General features: G+C 70.1%; 14 protein-coding genes. 8 read left to right on the forward strand and 6 right to left on the reverse strand.

Annotation, left to right across the window (positions count from 1 at the left end):
- Window position 1: 1 nt before the first annotated feature.
- Together ACSMXO_RS18525 and ACSMXO_RS18530 are read right to left on the reverse strand one after the other, a co-directional pair.
- Window positions 2–778, reverse strand: coding sequence for a hypothetical protein (locus tag ACSMXO_RS18525; RefSeq protein ID WP_455418716.1), 777 nt, complete (start codon window positions 776–778; stop codon window positions 2–4).
- A 70-nt stretch (window positions 779–848) separates the two neighbouring features.
- Window positions 849–1,994, reverse strand: a complete 1,146-nt coding sequence (locus ACSMXO_RS18530; protein ID WP_455418717.1) for a PucR family transcriptional regulator — start codon at window positions 1,992–1,994, stop codon at window positions 849–851.
- 401 nt (window positions 1,995–2,395) lie between these two features.
- Between ACSMXO_RS18530 and ACSMXO_RS18535 the strand changes: the two genes are divergently transcribed.
- From ACSMXO_RS18535 to ACSMXO_RS18545, 3 genes are all read left to right on the forward strand, one after another.
- Complete coding sequence (locus ACSMXO_RS18535; protein WP_346261489.1) at window positions 2,396–3,124, forward strand: lytic polysaccharide monooxygenase auxiliary activity family 9 protein; 729 nt, start codon at window positions 2,396–2,398, stop codon at window positions 3,122–3,124.
- A 462-nt stretch (window positions 3,125–3,586) separates the two neighbouring features.
- Window positions 3,587–4,036 carry a protein-tyrosine phosphatase family protein gene (locus ACSMXO_RS18540; RefSeq protein ID WP_346261488.1) on the forward strand — a complete coding sequence of 150 codons (450 nt, stop codon included), beginning with the start codon at window positions 3,587–3,589 and terminating at the stop codon, window positions 4,034–4,036.
- Window positions 4,037–4,226: 190 nt separating this feature from the next.
- On the forward strand, window positions 4,227–4,883 hold the full coding sequence (locus ACSMXO_RS18545) for an MFS transporter (protein WP_346261487.1): 657 nt from the start codon (window positions 4,227–4,229) through the stop codon (window positions 4,881–4,883).
- A 39-nt stretch (window positions 4,884–4,922) separates the two neighbouring features.
- Here the strand turns inward: ACSMXO_RS18545 and ACSMXO_RS18550 are convergent, their stop codons facing one another.
- Window positions 4,923–6,317: a hypothetical protein gene (locus tag ACSMXO_RS18550; RefSeq protein ID WP_455418718.1), complete on the reverse strand. Its 1,395-nt coding sequence runs from the start codon at window positions 6,315–6,317 to the stop codon at window positions 4,923–4,925.
- A gap of 355 nt (window positions 6,318–6,672) precedes the next feature.
- On the opposite strand from ACSMXO_RS18550, the gene ACSMXO_RS18555 reads away from it, so the two are divergent.
- Window positions 6,673–7,425: a gamma-glutamyl-gamma-aminobutyrate hydrolase family protein gene (locus ACSMXO_RS18555; protein WP_455418719.1), complete on the forward strand. Its 753-nt coding sequence runs from the start codon at window positions 6,673–6,675 to the stop codon at window positions 7,423–7,425.
- A 378-nt stretch (window positions 7,426–7,803) separates the two neighbouring features.
- Window positions 7,804–11,373: an nSTAND1 domain-containing NTPase gene (locus ACSMXO_RS18560; RefSeq protein ID WP_455418720.1), complete on the forward strand. Its 3,570-nt coding sequence runs from the start codon at window positions 7,804–7,806 to the stop codon at window positions 11,371–11,373.
- Between the two features lie 5 nt (window positions 11,374–11,378).
- On the opposite strand, the gene ACSMXO_RS18565 is transcribed toward ACSMXO_RS18560, so the two are convergent.
- Window positions 11,379–12,467 (reverse strand): DUF1611 domain-containing protein, encoded by a 1,089-nt coding sequence (locus ACSMXO_RS18565; protein ID WP_346261483.1) that lies wholly within the window; start codon window positions 12,465–12,467, stop codon window positions 11,379–11,381.
- Between the two features lie 275 nt (window positions 12,468–12,742).
- Between ACSMXO_RS18565 and ACSMXO_RS18570 the strand changes: the two genes are divergently transcribed.
- Window positions 12,743–13,585: an aminotransferase class IV gene (locus tag ACSMXO_RS18570; RefSeq protein ID WP_455418721.1), complete on the forward strand. Its 843-nt coding sequence runs from the start codon at window positions 12,743–12,745 to the stop codon at window positions 13,583–13,585.
- 16 nt (window positions 13,586–13,601) lie between these two features.
- Here the strand turns inward: ACSMXO_RS18570 and ACSMXO_RS18575 are convergent, their stop codons facing one another.
- Window positions 13,602–13,895: an NIPSNAP family containing protein gene (locus ACSMXO_RS18575; protein WP_455418722.1), complete on the reverse strand. Its 294-nt coding sequence runs from the start codon at window positions 13,893–13,895 to the stop codon at window positions 13,602–13,604.
- 404 nt (window positions 13,896–14,299) lie between these two features.
- Here ACSMXO_RS18575 and ACSMXO_RS18580 point away from each other — a divergent pair, with 404 nt between their 5' ends.
- Window positions 14,300–15,106 carry an SDR family NAD(P)-dependent oxidoreductase gene (locus ACSMXO_RS18580; protein WP_455418723.1) on the forward strand — a complete coding sequence of 269 codons (807 nt, stop codon included), beginning with the start codon at window positions 14,300–14,302 and terminating at the stop codon, window positions 15,104–15,106.
- 177 nt (window positions 15,107–15,283) lie between these two features.
- On the opposite strand, the gene ACSMXO_RS18585 is transcribed toward ACSMXO_RS18580, so the two are convergent.
- Entirely contained in the window at window positions 15,284–15,541 is a 258-nt protein-coding gene (locus ACSMXO_RS18585; RefSeq protein WP_455418724.1) for a hypothetical protein, read from the reverse strand.
- Window positions 15,542–15,891: 350 nt separating this feature from the next.
- On the opposite strand from ACSMXO_RS18585, the gene ACSMXO_RS18590 reads away from it, so the two are divergent.
- A complete protein-coding gene (locus ACSMXO_RS18590) occupies window positions 15,892–16,488 on the forward strand; it encodes a hypothetical protein (protein ID WP_455418725.1) in 597 nt (198 codons plus the stop codon).
- Window positions 16,489–16,902 lie beyond the last annotated feature (414 nt).

Genomic DNA, 16,902 nt, shown 5'->3' on the forward strand with positions numbered 1-16,902 from the left:
CCTACTGTCCCTGTCCGGCGAGGATGTGTTTGGCCGCCGCCCAGCTGGAGTTCTTGGCGGCTTCGAGCTTGAGGTTCTCCAGGTTGACCGGCCCGCTGTGCCAGGTGTCGCCGACCTTGTGGTCGACGGCGTAGGCCGTCTGGCCGTTGGCCGCCGTGCACTCGTGACGGACGTAGATCCGGCCCGGAATGGGTTCGGGGTCGCTGACCCGGGTGCACGTCGGTTCCAGGTCGGCCACGATCTTCTGGTTGAGCTGGCGGTACACGGCCGCGATGTCGCCGAGCCCGCCGGTCCAGCCGGCATCGGTGCGGGTGGCCAGCAGGATCGGGTAGAGCACCTGTGCGCCGAGGCCGATCTGGTCCTTGGCCTTCTTTCCGACCGCCCCATACTTGTTGCTCGCGTTCTGCGCGTAGCGGCCGACCTCCATGGCGAACATCTCCAGGACGATCTCGTTGTCCCGGAAGTTGTGGTAGTCAAGCATGTCGATCTTGACCGAGTCGGCGTGCCCCAGCACCTCGGCCGCCTCGATGCCGTCGATGTGCTCGTTCACCTCGTTGTGTAGACCGGTGAGCGCGCCGGTCACGATCCGGACGAACTCGACGATCTGTTCCGGCGTCGCGCTGCCCGAGCGGTAGATGTTCCAGGCGATCAGGGACGCGTCCACGATCGGGCCGCTGATGCCGTCGGCGTTGGCTCGGGCCGGTTGCGCGGTCCCGGCCAGCAACATTGCGAGCGCGACGGCCGGCGCCGCGATGCCACGTAAGAGTTTCCTCCACATGGCGCAGAGTGTCTCGGCACCGGACGGGGCGCGTCTTCGTGAGCCGAGCGCAAGTCCGTGGGGACGTTTGTCAGTCCGCGTAGTGCGCCACAGCGAGCGTGCGCGCTACCGTCGCACTCAGCAGCCGGACCCCGACGGTCGAGCCGGGATCGATGCCGGTGACCTCGCGCACGCGGCGCAGCCGGTAGTCCAGCGTGCGCGGGTGGATGTGCAGCGCGGTGGCGGTGCTCGTCCGGTTCATGTCGTTGGCGTAATAGGCGCGCAGCGTCGCCACCAGGTCCGGGCCGGTGGACAGCGCCTTCGCGTAGCTGCGCAGCCACCCGTCGAGTGCCGGCGTGCGCGCCACCGCCATCTCCACGAACAGGTCCGCGATCTCCGGCAACCGGTCCGGACGGTCCTGCGGCGGCGCCACCCGGCTCGCCTCGCGGGCCCACGCCAGCGCCTCGGCCAGTCCGCCCACCACGCCCTCCGCCGAACCCACCCCGCAGGGCTGGCCGATCAGCGCCGTCGCATGGCGTACCCGCTGAAGGATCCTTGCTTTTGGCGTACTGCCGGGTGTGAGCACCGCGAGCTCGTCGGCGGCGAGCCAGGTCACCGGGATCCGGTCGGCGGCGAACGCGGCGACCACCTCGGACTGCGTCTCCGGAGCCGCCGGCTGCGCCATTCTCAAGATCGAAATGTGGTACCGCCCGGCGAGGCGCAGGTCGGCGACGAACGGCTCCACCGGCTCGTCGGCGAGCAGGGTGCGGGCCAGGATCTCCAGCCGCGTCGACAACATCCGCGCGGTACCCACGCCACGGGTGTAGCCGCGCAGGTAGGCGCTTCGAGCCCGGACGCCCTGGGTACCGAGCCAGCCGACCATCCGCAGCAGGTCGGTGACGTCCTCGGGGCGGGCCAGATCGTGCACCTCCCGCACCATCATCGCGGTGTGCAGGCCGAGTACCTGCTGCTGCGAGGGCACCGACAGTCCCACCTCGGCCCGCTGGCGGCCGACCGCGGCGATGCCCACCAGGTCCTCCTGGGTCAGCGGCAGCTCGGCCGCGGCGAGGACGAGCGAGCGGCGCCGGATGAACACCGCGAAGTCGTACATCCCGATGCGGTCGTCGACGCCGGGCGACATCGCCTGGTACTCACTGACCTCGTTGGTGTACGTCTCGACCGCGTGCCGCGCGTTGACCTCGACCCGTTCGCGCAGGGCGTTGAACAGTGCACTCATCGGTGTGCTTCCTCTCCGTCGCAGATGCTTCGGAGCAGTGGCGGTTGCGGATGGGTCGCCACGTCATCGACCGTAACAGATACGGAGTGCTCGCTCGCCCTCGCGGGTGAAGCGCCTGGCCGAGCCAGGCGCTTCGGACCCGAGCGGGTTTACCGGCAGGATGCGCAGGTCCGGGTACACCTCGTCGTCGGGCGTCGAGTCGGCGTCGCCGAAGACCGGTGACCGACCTTCGGAGGCTCTGGATCCTCCGGAGATAGTTTGCTCTCTAAACTATTGACAAGCTGCATACATCGATGTGAATCTCTGTTTCAGGGCACCGCCGCCGGAGCCGGGTGGTTGGTGCGGGAGCGCCGGGCAGCCTCCCGCGTACTCGCTCGTGCAATCGACGTCTGGGGATTCCCATGTCTTCACTCGCCCAACAACTCAACCCGGCCCGGCGTCGCGCCGCGATGGTCCTGCGGCTCGTCGCTCTCGCGGTGGCCGGGGCCGTCGCGCTCACCGTGGCCCTGGTGGTCACGCAGGACACCGCGAGTGCCCACGGTTCGACGATCAACCCGGCCTCGCGCAACTACGGCTGCTGGAAGCGCTGGGGCAGTGACTTCCAGAACCCGGCGATGGCCACCCAGGACCCGATGTGCTGGCAGGCCTGGCAGGCCGACCCGAACGCCATGTGGAACTGGAACGGCCTGTACCGCGACGGCGTCGCCGGCAACCACCAGGCCGCCGTGCCGAACGGACAACTGTGCAGCGCCGGGCAGACCGGCGGCATCCGGTACGCCGCGCTGGACAACCCGGGTAACTGGCAGGCCACGAGCGTCGGCGCCAACTTCGGTGTCAAGGTCCACGACCAGGCGCTGCACGGGGCGGACTACTTCCGGATCTACGTCACCCGGCAGGGGTTCAACCCGCTCACCCAGCGGCTGGGCTGGAACAACCTCGAACTGGTCCGGGAAACCGGCCGGTACGCGCCGGGTGCCGGCACCCGGGAGAACGACCCGGTGCTGAACGGCGTCTCCAACACGATCAACGTCAGCGCGCCGGGGCGCAGCGGTCGGCACATCGTCTACACCATCTGGAAGGCCAGCCACTCCGACCAGACCTACTACTGGTGCGCCGACGTCAACTTCTGAGCCGGGAACCGGTGGCCGGCCGCCCGCCGTCCTCCGGCTCGGGCTGCTCGCCCGGCGGGAGCAACGGGGCACCGACCAGAGCCGCACCGCGGCCTGATCATTGAACCTTTTTCAACCTGGACCGCGCGGCGCTCACGCACCGCGGCCGACCTTGCGTCCGCCGGACCGCAAGGGGAGGTTGAAAAAGGTTCATTCCGCGATGGTCAGGCACGGGCCGGGTCCGCGCCGCGCGTGGGCCCGGCCCGTGCTCCGCCGGGTGACTGGTCGGGTCGACACGCACCGAGGCACGCGACGAAAGCACCATGCCGACGACGCTATGCACCGGCCGAGGCTGCCGCCATGAGGTGGACCGCCGACCGCAACGGCAAAACCCCACCAGTAGGGTGCGGAAAACCACACCCGTAGCCGGTTCCTATGATCGCCGTCCAGACGTACCCCTCACACTGCGGGAGCGATCTGATCATGGAGCCGATCACTGGCTGGGAACCCACCGTCGCGGGCATCCTGCGCCTGCCGTCCGGGCGCCTGGTGCGTGGCCGTGGCCTGCGCCGGCCCCTGCCGGCGGGGCCGCCGCCAACCTTGGGCGTGTACCTGTTGGGTCGCACGCCACCGCCGGTCGGGTGGGAGAGCCGGTGGTTGCGCTGGCCCGACTTCTGGCTGCCCAGCGACCGTCAGCAGGCGGCGAGGACGCTGCGCGAGGCGTGGGAGCGCGCCGCGACCGAGCGCGTCGAGGTGGCCTGTGGCGGCGGGCGCGGGCGCACCGGTACCGCGCTGGCCTGCCTCGCCGTGCTCGACGGGGTACCGGCGGACGAGGCGGTCGGGTTCGTCCGGCGGCACTACGACAAGCACGCCGTCGAGACACCCTGGCAGCGGCGGTACGTCCAGCGCTTCGCCGTCGCCGCTATGCCGTGACGCTCCGATTGCTCCCGGACCAGCGCGTCGCGCCCGGCCCGCAGCCACGTCTCGACGGGTAGGCGGCAGTCCTCGGTCACCCAGGCCGGGCCGGGGCACGGCGGCCGGAGACGGTGACACCGAACTGACCGATCCTCGCCGACCACCGGTACCCTCGCCTGCCGCGGAACCGCGTCCGTACACTCCCGGGGTGACCCCGTCCTCTCCCGGCACCGCCGACCAGGTTTCTCCAGACGGCCCGCGCTCCGGCATACGCCCGGCCTGGCTGCTGATCGGGCCCGCACTCGCCGCCTCGCTGGGTGCCTTCCTGCTCACCCTCACCGTCGGGCCGGAATGGGCCGCGATGCGGCGGGACATGGATCTGCCGGCCTCGGCGATCTTCTGGGTCTTCGTCGCCTACCTGTTGCCGGCGCTACTGGCGGTTCCGGTCGGCGCTCTGCTCGGCCGACGGTGGCCGACTGCCGTCGGATTGCCCGCGATCGCCCTGATGGTTCCCGGATCGGTGCTGATCACGTTGGCCTCGGGGAGCGGCTCGCTGCTGCTCGGCCGCGCGGTGGCCGGGTTCGGGGCCGGTCTGGCCTGGGGCGTGACGGCCGTGCTGATCGCGCAGGCGGGCCCACGGCGTGTGTGGGCGGCGCCGCTCGTCGCCGGCGCGGTGGTGCTGGGGCTGGGTTTCGGACCCGTGGCTGGAGCGCTGTTGGCGCGGACGCTCAGTTGGCGGTGGTCTTTCATGCTGGCCGTGCCGTTCGGGGTGGTGGTGTTGCTGGTGATCGCGGTGAGCGGGATCATCATGCTGATACGGCGCGCGTCCACGCCGACTCAGCCACCGGCCGCACCGCTGGCCTGAACCACAGCCGTACCCCGGGACGCCGTCTCAGGGCGGGCGCTAACGATGCAGCAGTGCGGCGGCTCCGTCCGCCACCGCTCTGGCCAGCTCCTCCAGACGGCACCGCGCCGTTTCGGCATCGTCGGCGAGTACCACGATGTCCACCCGCCCGGAGGACGCGAGATGACCCACGTTGTGCACGAGCAGATCACCGCGCCCGGTGGACGGATTCCATAGCCTGTCATCCAATCGTTCGATCAGGACGTGGAACGGTACCGCGCGAAGCTCTGGGTGCCGCAGGAAGCCGAAGGCGTACGGTAGTTGCCCGTGGTGAGGAAAGAGGCGGTCCACCATGGAGCTCAGCACCGAGCCGCCGCTCCACCTGGCGTTGCAGTCGACGACCCGAACGTCCGCGTCCGCGAAGGACCGGCCGGTAACGATGAAGTCGAACGAGAGCCGCCCGACATATCCCAGTCCTTGCAGGAGTACCGCGATCGTCGAAGCCTGGCGGCGCAGGCGGCGCACGATCTCGTGCGGAAGAGTGCCGGCGACGCCGCCACCGAACTGGGACCGTTCGGGATCCGTGAAAAGCTGATCGATGACGCGGCCGCAGATCGGTGCCGCTGCTTCCCCCGGGGGGATCCTGACCTCGATGCTGGGTGAGGCGATTGTTTCCTCCCAGCCGGTCACCAGCACCGGAGAACCGTCGCGCAGATCCAGGTCGCGGTACACGTCGGCGGCCCAGTCGGCGAGAGCCTTGCGGTTGAGTCGACGCAGGGCGTCGGTGGCGAAGAAGCGCATTCCCAGGCCGCCGGCCGAATCTGGTATCCGTACGGCGAGCTTGGACGAGCGCCGGGAGATTTCCTGGACTGCGGCCGGGAACTCGGCGAAGCGTCGTGTCACCCGCAGCCGGGGGATCGCCTCGGCGCCGAGCAGCTCCGCGGCCGTGCTGAGGAACCAGGACTTGTCATTTGCCAGCCGGCACAACCGGGGCGGCGGTCCGAGCACCGGCACCGGCCGGTGCGCCGCCCGGGACAGCCGCTCGGCGAGCTGCCATGCCGCTTCGCACGCGTGGTAGGGATGCAGATAGGCGCCACGGCGAGCGGCTTCGACCAGGGCGGCCGACGTACGGCTGTCGTTCCAGGCCGCCGTGCACAGGTCCGCTCCGGAGTCGGGATGGAGCCATACCGGGTCACCCAGTCGAAGACGGCCTGAGTAATACTCGTCGAAACCGGATGGCGGACGTGGCCGACAGACGATGACGTCGCCGTCTCCGGCGCGCAGCCGGGCTCTCAGTTGAAACCCGTCGGGATATGAAATCTGACTCATGAGCCGGATCGCGCTGTAATCATCGAACAGGACAGCCGGCCCGACCGAGGCCCACGTCCCGTGATCTGCCGTCGCTTCTTTCTGCGCGCGTAGTTCCGGATCGCTGTGGAGAATCTCCGCTGCCATCTGCCGAGCCTTGCGCCGTTGCTCCGGTGTCGGATCAGCCGGTTCCTGCCGCTGCGGAGCTGTTCCTTCGCGGGGTTGCGATGACCGCATCTGATCCTCATCTCGCCCGGTGCGTTGAAGAGAAGGGATTTCCTCGTGTCCCGATCTTCCCGTACGGTCCCGTCGGGTCGATGGTAGAGGAATCCGTCGATACCTGCGGGTAGGGATGTTGCTGCGGTAACGCCCACGGCGTCCGGCGGCGGCACGGTCGCCGCCGTCCGTCGTACGCTGCACTGACCGTGCCGGCATCGACGCGCTCGTGACCGACGTCTTACCTGGGCGAGAGGCTGATTACGTGGGAACACCAGCACGCAGCATGCCTGTCGTCGGCGTGCTCGCCTGTAGCAACCAGAGCGCCACCGGCACTACCTACTCCCGGGTCAACAGGACCGTCGTCAGTCAACTCGCCCGGCACGCCGGCGTTGCCAGTGTGTTGATTCCGGCGGCCGAGCCGGACCTCGCCGGCGCCGTCCTGTCCGTCCTCGACGGCCTCGTGCTGCCCGGTGGCCCTACCTTCGTGCACCCAGCCGGTTACGACGCAGCCGTGCCGGTCCAGCCGAGCCGCGAGTACGACCGCGCCCGCGATGCCGTCGCCGGTGCGCTGCTCGCCGCCGCCGCGCACCTGCCCGATCTGCCGGTGCTCGGAAGCTGCCGGGGGATGCAGGAGATCGCCGTGCACAGCGGCGGACAACTGCGCGACACCGATCCCACCGACAGCCACCGGCGGCTACCGGATGACAACGGCGACAGGTGGGGCCCGGCCCACCCGGTCACCCTCACCCCCGGCGGCCTGCTGGCCGACCTGCCCGGTCTGCCACCCGGCGATCAGTTCCTGGTCAACTCCCAACACTCGCAGGTCGTCGCCCGGCTGCCAGACACCGTCGACATCGAAGCGATCGCGCCCGACGGTGCGGTCGAAGCCATCAGCATCGACCGGCCATACCGGTTCGTACTCGGCGTTCAATGGCACTTTGAACAGCACACCGCCGGCAGCCCGCTGGACCTGGCCGTCCTGGCCGAGTTCGGCCGGCGATGCCGGACCCGGCACGGCGGCAGGCCCGCAGGCTGATCCGGCCTGCCGCCCACCCTGACGCCGTGCTGGTGGCGGTGCTGGTCGCCGCCGAGGTCCCACGATTCCCCGGAGTGGCGGTTACCTGGCGCCGGTTGGCCCGGGCCGAACGACAGGTGCCTGCTGCCGGGTGCGCCAGCGCCACCCTCATGGTCAATTGCGACCGGTCACCACGAGCCCGGTGGGCCGGCATCGCGATCAACTACTCAGCTCCGGGGGAGCCTCGACGAGGATCTGCCGGCGGCCGGTGTCGTCTTGCGCCGGGGATGCGTCGAGGCGATATCATGTGCCAGCGTACGCATTCTCGGCTCCCCGAGCGCTGACGACGATGGTGCGGGCTTCGCCTTTGGGACACAATATGTTGGACTCGGAGTCGGCGTGAAGAGACAACCGGCACTCGCGCTGTATCTCAACGTCGCGCTGATATTGGCGACGAGCCTGCTCGGTCTGATCGGCAACTATCTGACCAGCCTGAGTGAACCGCCCACCTATCTGCGGTTGCTCCAGTCCGTGGCGATTCCGGCGTTCATCGCCATCGTGGTGCTACTCATCATCGGACAAATCGTTCTCCACGTCGTGACGAATCCGAAGGCGAAGCGCTCCGACTGGGATCCGCAGCGGCCGCCGTACCCCGGTCTGGAGCCCTACCGGGAGGAGGACTCCGCCGTCTTCTTCGGCCGGGACCAGCAGGTCTCGGACATCGTCCGGCGGATGCTCACCGCCTCGGCCGAGCCCCGGGAACGGCTGCTGGTGGTGGTGGGCGCATCCGGCAGCGGAAAGTCCTCGCTGGTGCAGGCGGGGGTCGTCCCGACGCTCAAGACACGGCGGTGGATCCCCCTGGCCACGGTCAACCCGGGCAGCGCGCCGGTGGGAAACCTGGCCAACGCCATCGCCGAGGCCCTCCCGGAGCCCATCGCCGCGCCGGTCATCGTCCGGGCGATGCGGCAGGATCCGGCCAGCGCGACGAACTACCTTGCCGAGATCCGTCGAGGACATCGACGCAGGTTCGGCCACCTCCTCCTGGTGATCGACCAGTTGGAGGAGCTGTACACGCTCGCCGGCGAGAGCGACCGGCAACTCTTCCTCGATGTCGTCGAGCGCCTGCTGCACGCCGACTCCCGGTTGTCGGTGATCGCCAGCATGCGCATCGAATACCTGACGCAGTTCCTCGACAGCGACAAGGCGGCGCTGTTCCAGAATCCGGTCGCGATCGGTGCCATCAAAACGGAGTACCTCAGCACGATCATCGAGGAGCCGGCCCGGATCGCCGGCCTGACGTTCGAGGCGAACGTCGTCAACCGGATCACCGCCGACGTCGGCACGACCGACGCGTTGCCGCTGCTGGCGTACCTGCTACAGGAACTCTTCTTCGAGGCCCGGCCTGGCGCCACGGTGAGTATGCACGCGTACCTCGCCACCGGCGGGGTCGGTGGCGCGCTCACCCGGCAGGCGGATCAGGCCGTCACCGAACTGCGCGGGGAAGGTGGCATCGCCCCGATCCTGACGACTCTGCTCCGGTTCGTCTCGCTCGACTCCAGCGAGGCGACCAAGCGGCCGGTACGGCTGCGGGAACTGAGCCCCGAGCAGCGCCGCATCGTCGCCGCGTTCGTGGACGCGAGGCTGCTGGTCAGCAAGATGCAGGACGGCGAACCGGTCGTCGAGGTGGCGCACGAGGCGCTGTTCCGGCTCTGGGCGCCGCTGCGGCAGGAGGTCGAGACACGGGCCGAGCACCTGCGTCGGCGTTCCGAGTTGGAGCGGTGGGCGGCCGACTGGCAGCACTCCGGGCGCAGCGACGACTACCTGCTGACCGGGCAGCGGCTGATCCTGGCCGAGCAGTGGCTCGTCGGCCTGGAGGCGCTCGGCCAGGCGAGTGACGTGGTCCGGGCCCTGATCCAGCAGTCGAAGCGCCGGGACATCGCCTTCCTGCGCCGCGTGTCGGAGAACATCGGCCGGTACGTCCTCGCCAACGCGGAGCGGTTCCCGGAGCTGTCGATCCTGCTGTCGATCGCGGCGATCGCCGAGGCGCCCGTCACCCCCCTGATCGAACGCGCCCTGATGTCCGCGCTCGCCTTCAGCCACCTGCGCCGGGTGTTCGCGGGACACACCGATACCGTTCGGGCGATCGCCTGGTCCCCGGACGGCCGCCTGATCGCCACCGGCTCCCGGGACAGGTCCACCCGGGTCTGGGATCCGGACTCCGGCCGGACGGTCGCCGAGTTCACCGGGCACGACGCCATGGTGGAGGCCATCGCCTGGGCGCCCGACTCGCGCCGGGTCGCCAGCGGTGCCCGGGACCGTACGGTGAAGCTGTGGCGGGTGGGCGCGGACGAGTCACCGCCGACCCTCTACGGCGCCGGCGACATGGTCCGAGGCGTGGCCTGGTCGCCGGACGGCGAGTACGTCGCCGCGGGCGCACAGGATCACCACATCCACGTGTGGCGGACGGACACCGGCGAACAGACCGCCACGCTGCGCGGGCACACCGGCGATGTCTACGGTCTCTCCTGGTCGCCGAAGGGCACGCTGCTCGCCTCGGCCTCGCACGACCGCACCGCCATCGTCTGGGACCTCACCGCCGGCCAGCAGCAGACGGTGCTGCGGGGGCACACCGACTTCATCGAGGGCCTGGCCTGGTGCCCGGAAGGACGGCGGCTCGCCACGGCCTCCGGCGACCAGACGATCCGGATCTGGGACGTCGCCGACGGCCGCCAACTGCTGCTGATCCGCGGGCACACCGACTTCGTCTGGGACGTGTCCTGGTCGCCCGACGGGCGGTCGCTCGCCTCCGCCTCCAGCGACCGCACCGTACGGATCTGGGACGTCAGCGACGCCCGGGAGATCGCGACCCTGCGCGGGCACGAGGACGCCGTGTGGGGCGTGGCCTGGTCGCCCGACGGTACCGCGCTCGCCTCCGCCTCCAGCGACCGCACCGCCCGGGTCTGGTCGGTACTGCCGCACGGCGCCGAACGGCAGTCGTTCACCGGGCACACCGGCGGGCTCCGCGCGGCGGTGTGGGCGCCGGACGGGGCCCGGATCGCGACCGCCTCGGACGACGGATCGGTCCGGGTCTGGAGCGTGGCGTCCGGAGTGGCCAGCACCTTCACCGGGCACACCGGAACCGTCTGGGGCGTGGCCTGGGCTCCCGACGGTCAGCGCCTCGGCTCGTGCTCGAACGACGGCTCGGTGCAACTGTGGCGCCCGGGTGGCGTCGAGCCGTACCTCCGGCTGGACGAGGAGACGATCTGCGAGGGTCTGATGTGGGCCCCGGACAACACGCGGATCGCCACGGCCTGCCGGGACGGCACGACCTCGATCTGGAACGCCACCACCGGACGCCGGCTGCTGCAACTGCGCGGCCACACCGACTGGGTGGTACGCCTCGCCTGGTCGCCGAGTGGGCGCATGATCGCCACGACCTCGGACGACCGTACCGCCCGGGTCTGGGACAGCTCCACCGGTGAGGAGATCGCCGTCCTCCGCGGGCACCACAACTGGGTGGACGGCGTCGCCTGGTCACCGGACGAACAGTTCGTCGTCACCTGCTCGGCCGACTGGACCTCCCGAATCTGGGATCCCCGGACCGGTCGGCACGTCCGGACGCTCGAAGGCCACGAGGGGCGGGTACGGGCCGTTGCCTGGTCGCCGACCGGTGACCAGATCGCCACCGGCTCCTACGACCGCACCGTACGGGTGTGGAGCGCGCAGCACGACACGGAGCCGCAGGTCGTCGGCGTACACGTGGACCGGGTGACGTCGGTGGCGTGGTCGACCGACGCGGGGACGCTGCTCACCGCGTCGCTGGACAAGTCGGCCCGGCTCTGGCCGGTCCAGCCCGACCTCGACGACCTTCGGAGCCGGGCCCGCCATCGGGTGTTCCGGGAGCTGTCCGCAGCCGAGCGGCAGTCGCACATGCTTCCGCTGCCGGACGACCTGTCCGCGCAGCACTGAGCCCCTCAGCGCCGGTCGCGCTCGCTGTGCCGGGTCAGCCGCAGGACGGAGTCCAGCAGGACGGCGGCGGCGCCGGGGTCACGGGTGTCGACCACCGGCACGGCGTGGTGATCTCCCTCGTGGAACGGCTTGCGCCCGAATACCGAGAACCCGGCCAGCGTGGCCGGGATGCCGACCCGGCGGCCGAGGTCCGCGATCGTCTGGAGTTCGTCGGTCACCGGTGGGACCGGGAGGCCGGGAAACATCGCCCGGACCTGACGATCGGTGTCGTGGCACATGACGATCGCATCGGGGGCGGCCCCGTAGAGGAGATTGACCGCGTTGCCGCCGTAGACGCGGTGCAGGGTCGACGCCTGTCCCTCGACGACGACGAGTTCGTGCCCGGCGCTGGCCAGGCGGTGTACGGCATGCTGTACGGCGCCGGTGATGAAGTCCGCGAAGATGCGGTCGACCTGCACCACCGCGTCGGCACCGCACATGGCCGCGATCTGCCCGGTCGCCAGGAAGGCACTGCGCATGCCCCGGGAGAGCGCCTCCCGGTGTACGGCCAGGGCGGTCGTCATCTTTCCGACCGCGCAGTCGGTGCCGGTCGTCAGCAGCACGGTGGCGTCGACCGACAGGCCGGCCGACAACGTTTCCCGGGGGCCGTCGCCCCTGATGTCGACCAGTTCGACACCGGCGGCGGCGGCCAACCGGACCAGCTCGGGATCGTCGTTCAGCCGGGCGTGGGTGCTGCAGATGACGTTGAGCCCGTGCCCGACCGCGTCGACGACGAAGGCTCTCAGCCGGGCGGGGACGACGGTGTAGGCGTCCATCGAGTTGACGCCGATCACCACGCTGCGGGCACCAGCACCTCGGGCCGCGGTGAGATCCGGCAGCACGGGCACCCCGAGCGGTCCGACGCCGAGGACCTCGCCGGCATCGGCACCGGCATGACGCGCGTCGACCACGCAGGCGACCGTCCAGCGGGCACCGGTCAGGATCAGGCCGGATGCCGTCTTGGTGCCGGGCAGGCCCAGCCGACCATCGGTCCACACGGCGACGGGATCCAGGTCGGACGAGTTCGCTCCCACGTTCTCAGCGGGTGCTTCCATGCGCTCGAACGCCCTCCCAGCTCGTCTTCAACCTCGGCTGCCCACCCTGGAGTGCCGTGTCATCGAGCCCACTGCCCGACAACGGCACAGACCTTTCGAACGCTCGGTGTCATGTCGGGTCGGCACCGTGCCGAGCGCGAAGTGGCCGGCACCTGTCCTACCATAGACCGGCGGCGATGCAGGCGAGCGCCGCGTCCAGCACCGGCGGTGCTCCGATCGGGGACATGGCAGAGCTGCCACCCAGTCCTGGCAGCGTGGCGAAGGAGCATTCGACAATGGATCGGCTCGTGGCAGTCTTCGGCGTCGGCCTGGTCGAGGCGGACACGCCGATCGTGCACGCCGACGATCCGGGATTGCTGCGCGGCGACGGGGCGTTCGAGGCGTGGCTCCTCGCCGCCGGAGCGCCCGTACTGCTGCCCGCCCACCTGAACCGGCTGTACCGGTCGGCAACGAGCCTGGAGCTGTCGCTGCCGGAACCCGACGCACTGCGTACCTTCGTCCTCGACGTGGCAGCGGCCTGGCCCCGCGACGTCGAGGCCGTCCAACGCCTGGTGTGTACGCGGGGACGGGTCGGCACCGGCCGCCCCACCATCTTCACCACCGTGGAGCCCGTGCCGCCGTGGACGTCGCTCAACCGGCAGCGCGGCCTTCGTCTCGTTACCGGCACCGTCGGGTTCCCGGTCCATGAACGCGGGAATGCGCCGTGGCTGCTGGGCGGCGTGAAGTCCCTGTCCTACGCCGTGCACACCGCGAGCCAGCGGTGGGCAGCCAACCGGGGTGCTCAGGAGATGCTCTGGCTCAGTTCCGACGGTTACGCACTGGAGTGCCCCAGCTTCAACCTGGTCTGGATCCGGTCCTCGACGATGTTCACCGTGCCGGGCTGGTCCGGCATCGTCGCCGGTACGACGGAGGGCGCGCTCATCACCCAGGCACACCTGCTCGGCCTGGCCACCGACGAGGCCCTGGTGACCCCGGAGGAGTTGCTGCGCGCGGACGGCGTGTGGCTGACCGGATCGCTGAGCGGAATCCTGGCCGCCACCGAACTCGACGGACGCCCGCTGACCCGATCTCCCCTGCTCGGCGAGGCCAGGCGGCTGATCGGCTATCCGGAGACCTGACGGGAACCGTCCGAGGTCAGAGCACCGGTTCGACGGTGCGGATCTCCTCGGCGAGCAGGTACTCGTGGGGGTCCAGGCCCAACTCGACGCGCTCCGGCGAGCGCCAGTAGTCGGCGTTGGCCTCCTCGAACGACTGCGGGCCGGGGTGCGACACGACCCAGATGTGCTGCTGACGCTCGGCATCGACCCAGGACCCCGAGATCTCGAAGCCGAAGCGTCGGCGCAGTGGCACGACGAGCGTCCGCCACGCCTCCACCCACGCGTCGAGCCGCCCCGGTCGGGCGGTGTAGATCCGCAATTGCGTCGTCACGTCCCACCGCCGCCTCGGCAACCACAACGGAACTCGGGGCCTGACAATACGCCGACTCGGGGTACGGCGCAGCTGAGGTCTGTCGACGCCCGCAGCCGGCCATGTGCCTGGGCGGTACGCGGAGGGCGCGTTCACCGGCGGCGAGCAGGTCCTGTTCGAGGGACGGGGCGGGTGGTGGCAGGCGTCGATGGCCCAGCCGAGGCATGCTGGCGGCGCCCTTGCCCCCGGGAATGGTCCGCAGCGTCGGCGCCACGGTCGTGGCCGGTAGCTCGGCGCGACAGCGGGCACCGGCGCGCCGGTCGTCGAGACGACGCTGCGGGCGCCACCCGGCCGATGATGTCAGGACAACGCCCATGGTGAGCGGAGAATGAGCAGGGATGATCGGCCACACACCTGGAACGGTCGTGCTGACCGGAGGGACCAGCGGGATCGGCGCGGCGACAGCACTGCGCATCGCCAGATCGGCCCGGTGCCTGTTCGTGCACGGTCCGGAGCCGCATTCGGCGGTACAGTCGCTGGTCGAGCGAATCCGTGCCGCCGGGCGGGCCGAGGTGGTTTACGCGCAGGCCGACTTCGATCGACTCGACGACGTCGTGGCGCTGGCCCGGCAGGTGGCGAGCGCCACCGACCAGGTCGATCTGCTGATCAACAACGCGGGTCGTCCCGGTGCGGAGAGCCGCCGGTGCAGCGCGGACGGCTACGAGGCGACGCTGCAGACCAACTATCTGGCGGCCGTGTTACTCACCGAACGGCTCGTACCACGGATGCCCGCGACGGGCCGGGTGGTGCACGTGTCCTCCGCGACCCATCTCTCCGCCCACCTCGACCTCGACGACCTGCAGTTCCAACACGGCTACCAGCCGGCTGCCGCGTACGCGCGGTCCAAGCTCGCGCTGGTCGCCCACGCCGTTCGCCAGTCCGGGCACTACCGGCCCGGGATCGTCAGCGTCCATCCGGGGGTCATCGACACCCGGCTGCTGCACGCGATGTTCGCGGTCCAGGGCAAGGACGCGTCGTACGGGGCCGCGAACGTCATCCACGCCGCCAGTGACCCCGGCGTGCCGAGCGGGGCCTATCTGGACGAGAACCGGGTGGACGAACCGGCCGGACAGGTCCGCACGGCGAGCTTTCGAGACGATCTCTACCAGCGCACCATGGTTCTGCTCGACCCCTGGCTCGACGGCTCTAGGGCCTGGTCGGACCCGGCGTAGGTACTGCCGCATCGGCTGCGTGGCGGGCCGGAAGGACGGATCCTGCTGTGCGTGGCGGAGTAGTACGCCGTCGAGCCGGCCGGCACCTACCCGGTGCCGGCCGGTCCTGACGTGATGTCGTTTCCGTCACCGGTGAGGATGCACACCACATCGGAACCCGGTGAACGTCGGCGGGCGTTAGTAGGTGAAGGTCCAGAGGAAGTAGAAGCCGGGGCCGGTGGGGCCGTACTGGCGGTACTCGCAGTAGTACCAGCTCCACAGGCCGGTCTGGACACCTTCGCTGCCGTAGCTGTTGCAGAACTGGCCGTCGGAGTAGACACCACGCAGGGTGCCGCCCGGCGGGTCCGCAGCCGCCGGAGCGGCGCCGATCCCGAGCAGCCCGCCCAGTGCGAGCGCCAGCGCCGCTACCAGGGTCGCCCGTCTGCGTCCGCGCATGAGACTCCTTCCGTTACCGTCCACAGTGCAGAGCGACTCCCCGTCGAGCCGGCGCCCGGGACATCGAAGTTCGTAAAAGTCAGGCTCACATGGGAATGCATGATCCGGCTCACGACAACGGGTGATGATGTGGCGACGATCCGTCAGCGCGGTCTCCGTCGAACGGGCATCCGCCCTGACGGCGTGGGGGTCGGCCCCGGGCGGCCCCGGCGCGTCCGGCGGTCGCATCGACATGCCGACACACTCACGTCGGTACTTCCGGGCGCCTTCGCGTCGCGGCGTCGCCGTCGCGTACCGCGACGTCCGGCTGGCGGCGGTTGGGCGCGCAGAATTGGTGCGAGGAGGGCCTTGTGGAGATTCGGTTCGACGTCGGCGACGAGCGTGGTCGGGTGTGGGTGGAGGTGGTACCCAACACCGACCCGGTAGCCGTCGGTAAGAGCGAGCGGGACCTGGGCATGCCGGTGTGTACTGCCTCCGTCGAGTTCAGTGCCCGCGGCTACCGGTCGCTGCTGGGCTGGGTGCAGTTGGTTCGGGAGCCGAGTGCGGCGGACCGGTTCGAGGTCGACCCGTTCGACCTGTTCGCCGATTCCAGCGCACCGTTTGCCTGGTACGGGGTCCGGCCGGTGTTGTTCGACGCTCCCTCCCGGTGGCGTACCGGTACCGTGCAGTGGCAGGCACACAGCTTTTTGACGATCGGTCCCTGGGACGGCGACCGGCGGCTCGTTGTCCCCCTGGTCGGGTTCGCCTGGGGCTACCGCCAGGATTCGCACGGTGAGCTTCACCTGTCGCCGCTGCGCCTGCTCGGACCGGCCGACTGGAACGGCCACCGTCCTTACCTGGCCGAGCGGTACCCGACCTGGACGTTCGACGACGGCGGTCCGCTCGCGCGACGCCCCGGCACACCGCGTACTGGCGGTGAGAAGATCATCGCGGATGGTGGTACCTGATCGACGGAAAGATCCTGAGCGCCGAGGTGCGGTCGGTGGTCCCGCCCACCGCCGGAGCGGGTCTGATCGCGTTCCTGGTCGCGTACCGGCCGTCACCGCCTTCCTGGCTGCCCCGATCCTGGTGCTCCTCGCCGGAAACCTGGGCAGCGAAGCGGTAGGGCGGCGCCGGCGTCGCCGTCCCGGCCGGCCGGGCAGCCCCGCACGCTGGGTATCCGACAGACCGGATCCCAACCCCCAGGGCGACGCTACGATTTTCTCGACGCCGGGCAGAACCGCAGGCCAGCCTCCGGGATCGGGATTTGGAACGGTAAAGCGAGCGCCGCACGCACCTGGAAACTGGTTCGGCTCACTTTGTGCAATCGGAACGGATCAGTTCGGGTGCGCATGACGTATTTGCGGAGTCGGTCGGTTCTT

The organism is Plantactinospora sp. DSM 117369 (assembly GCF_053764795.1).

Bases quoted from the DNA above. Each gene is read 5' to 3' on its own strand.
- ACSMXO_RS18525 (WP_455418716.1), bottom strand. From the start codon at position 778: ATGTGGAGGAAACTCTTACGTGGCATCGCGGCGCCGGCCGTCGCGCTC.
- ACSMXO_RS18530 (WP_455418717.1), bottom strand. From the start codon at position 1,994: ATGAGTGCACTGTTCAACGCCCTGCGCGAACGGGTCGAGGTCAACGCG.
- ACSMXO_RS18535 (WP_346261489.1), top strand. From the start codon at position 2,396: ATGTCTTCACTCGCCCAACAACTCAACCCGGCCCGGCGTCGCGCCGCG.
- ACSMXO_RS18540 (WP_346261488.1), top strand. From the start codon at position 3,587: ATGGAGCCGATCACTGGCTGGGAACCCACCGTCGCGGGCATCCTGCGC.
- ACSMXO_RS18550 (WP_455418718.1), bottom strand. From the start codon at position 6,317: ATGGCAGCGGAGATTCTCCACAGCGATCCGGAACTACGCGCGCAGAAA.
- ACSMXO_RS18555 (WP_455418719.1), top strand. From the start codon at position 6,673: ATGCCTGTCGTCGGCGTGCTCGCCTGTAGCAACCAGAGCGCCACCGGC.
- ACSMXO_RS18565 (WP_346261483.1), bottom strand. From the start codon at position 12,467: ATGGAAGCACCCGCTGAGAACGTGGGAGCGAACTCGTCCGACCTGGAT.
- ACSMXO_RS18570 (WP_455418721.1), top strand. From the start codon at position 12,743: ATGGATCGGCTCGTGGCAGTCTTCGGCGTCGGCCTGGTCGAGGCGGAC.
- ACSMXO_RS18585 (WP_455418724.1), bottom strand. From the start codon at position 15,541: ATGCGCGGACGCAGACGGGCGACCCTGGTAGCGGCGCTGGCGCTCGCA.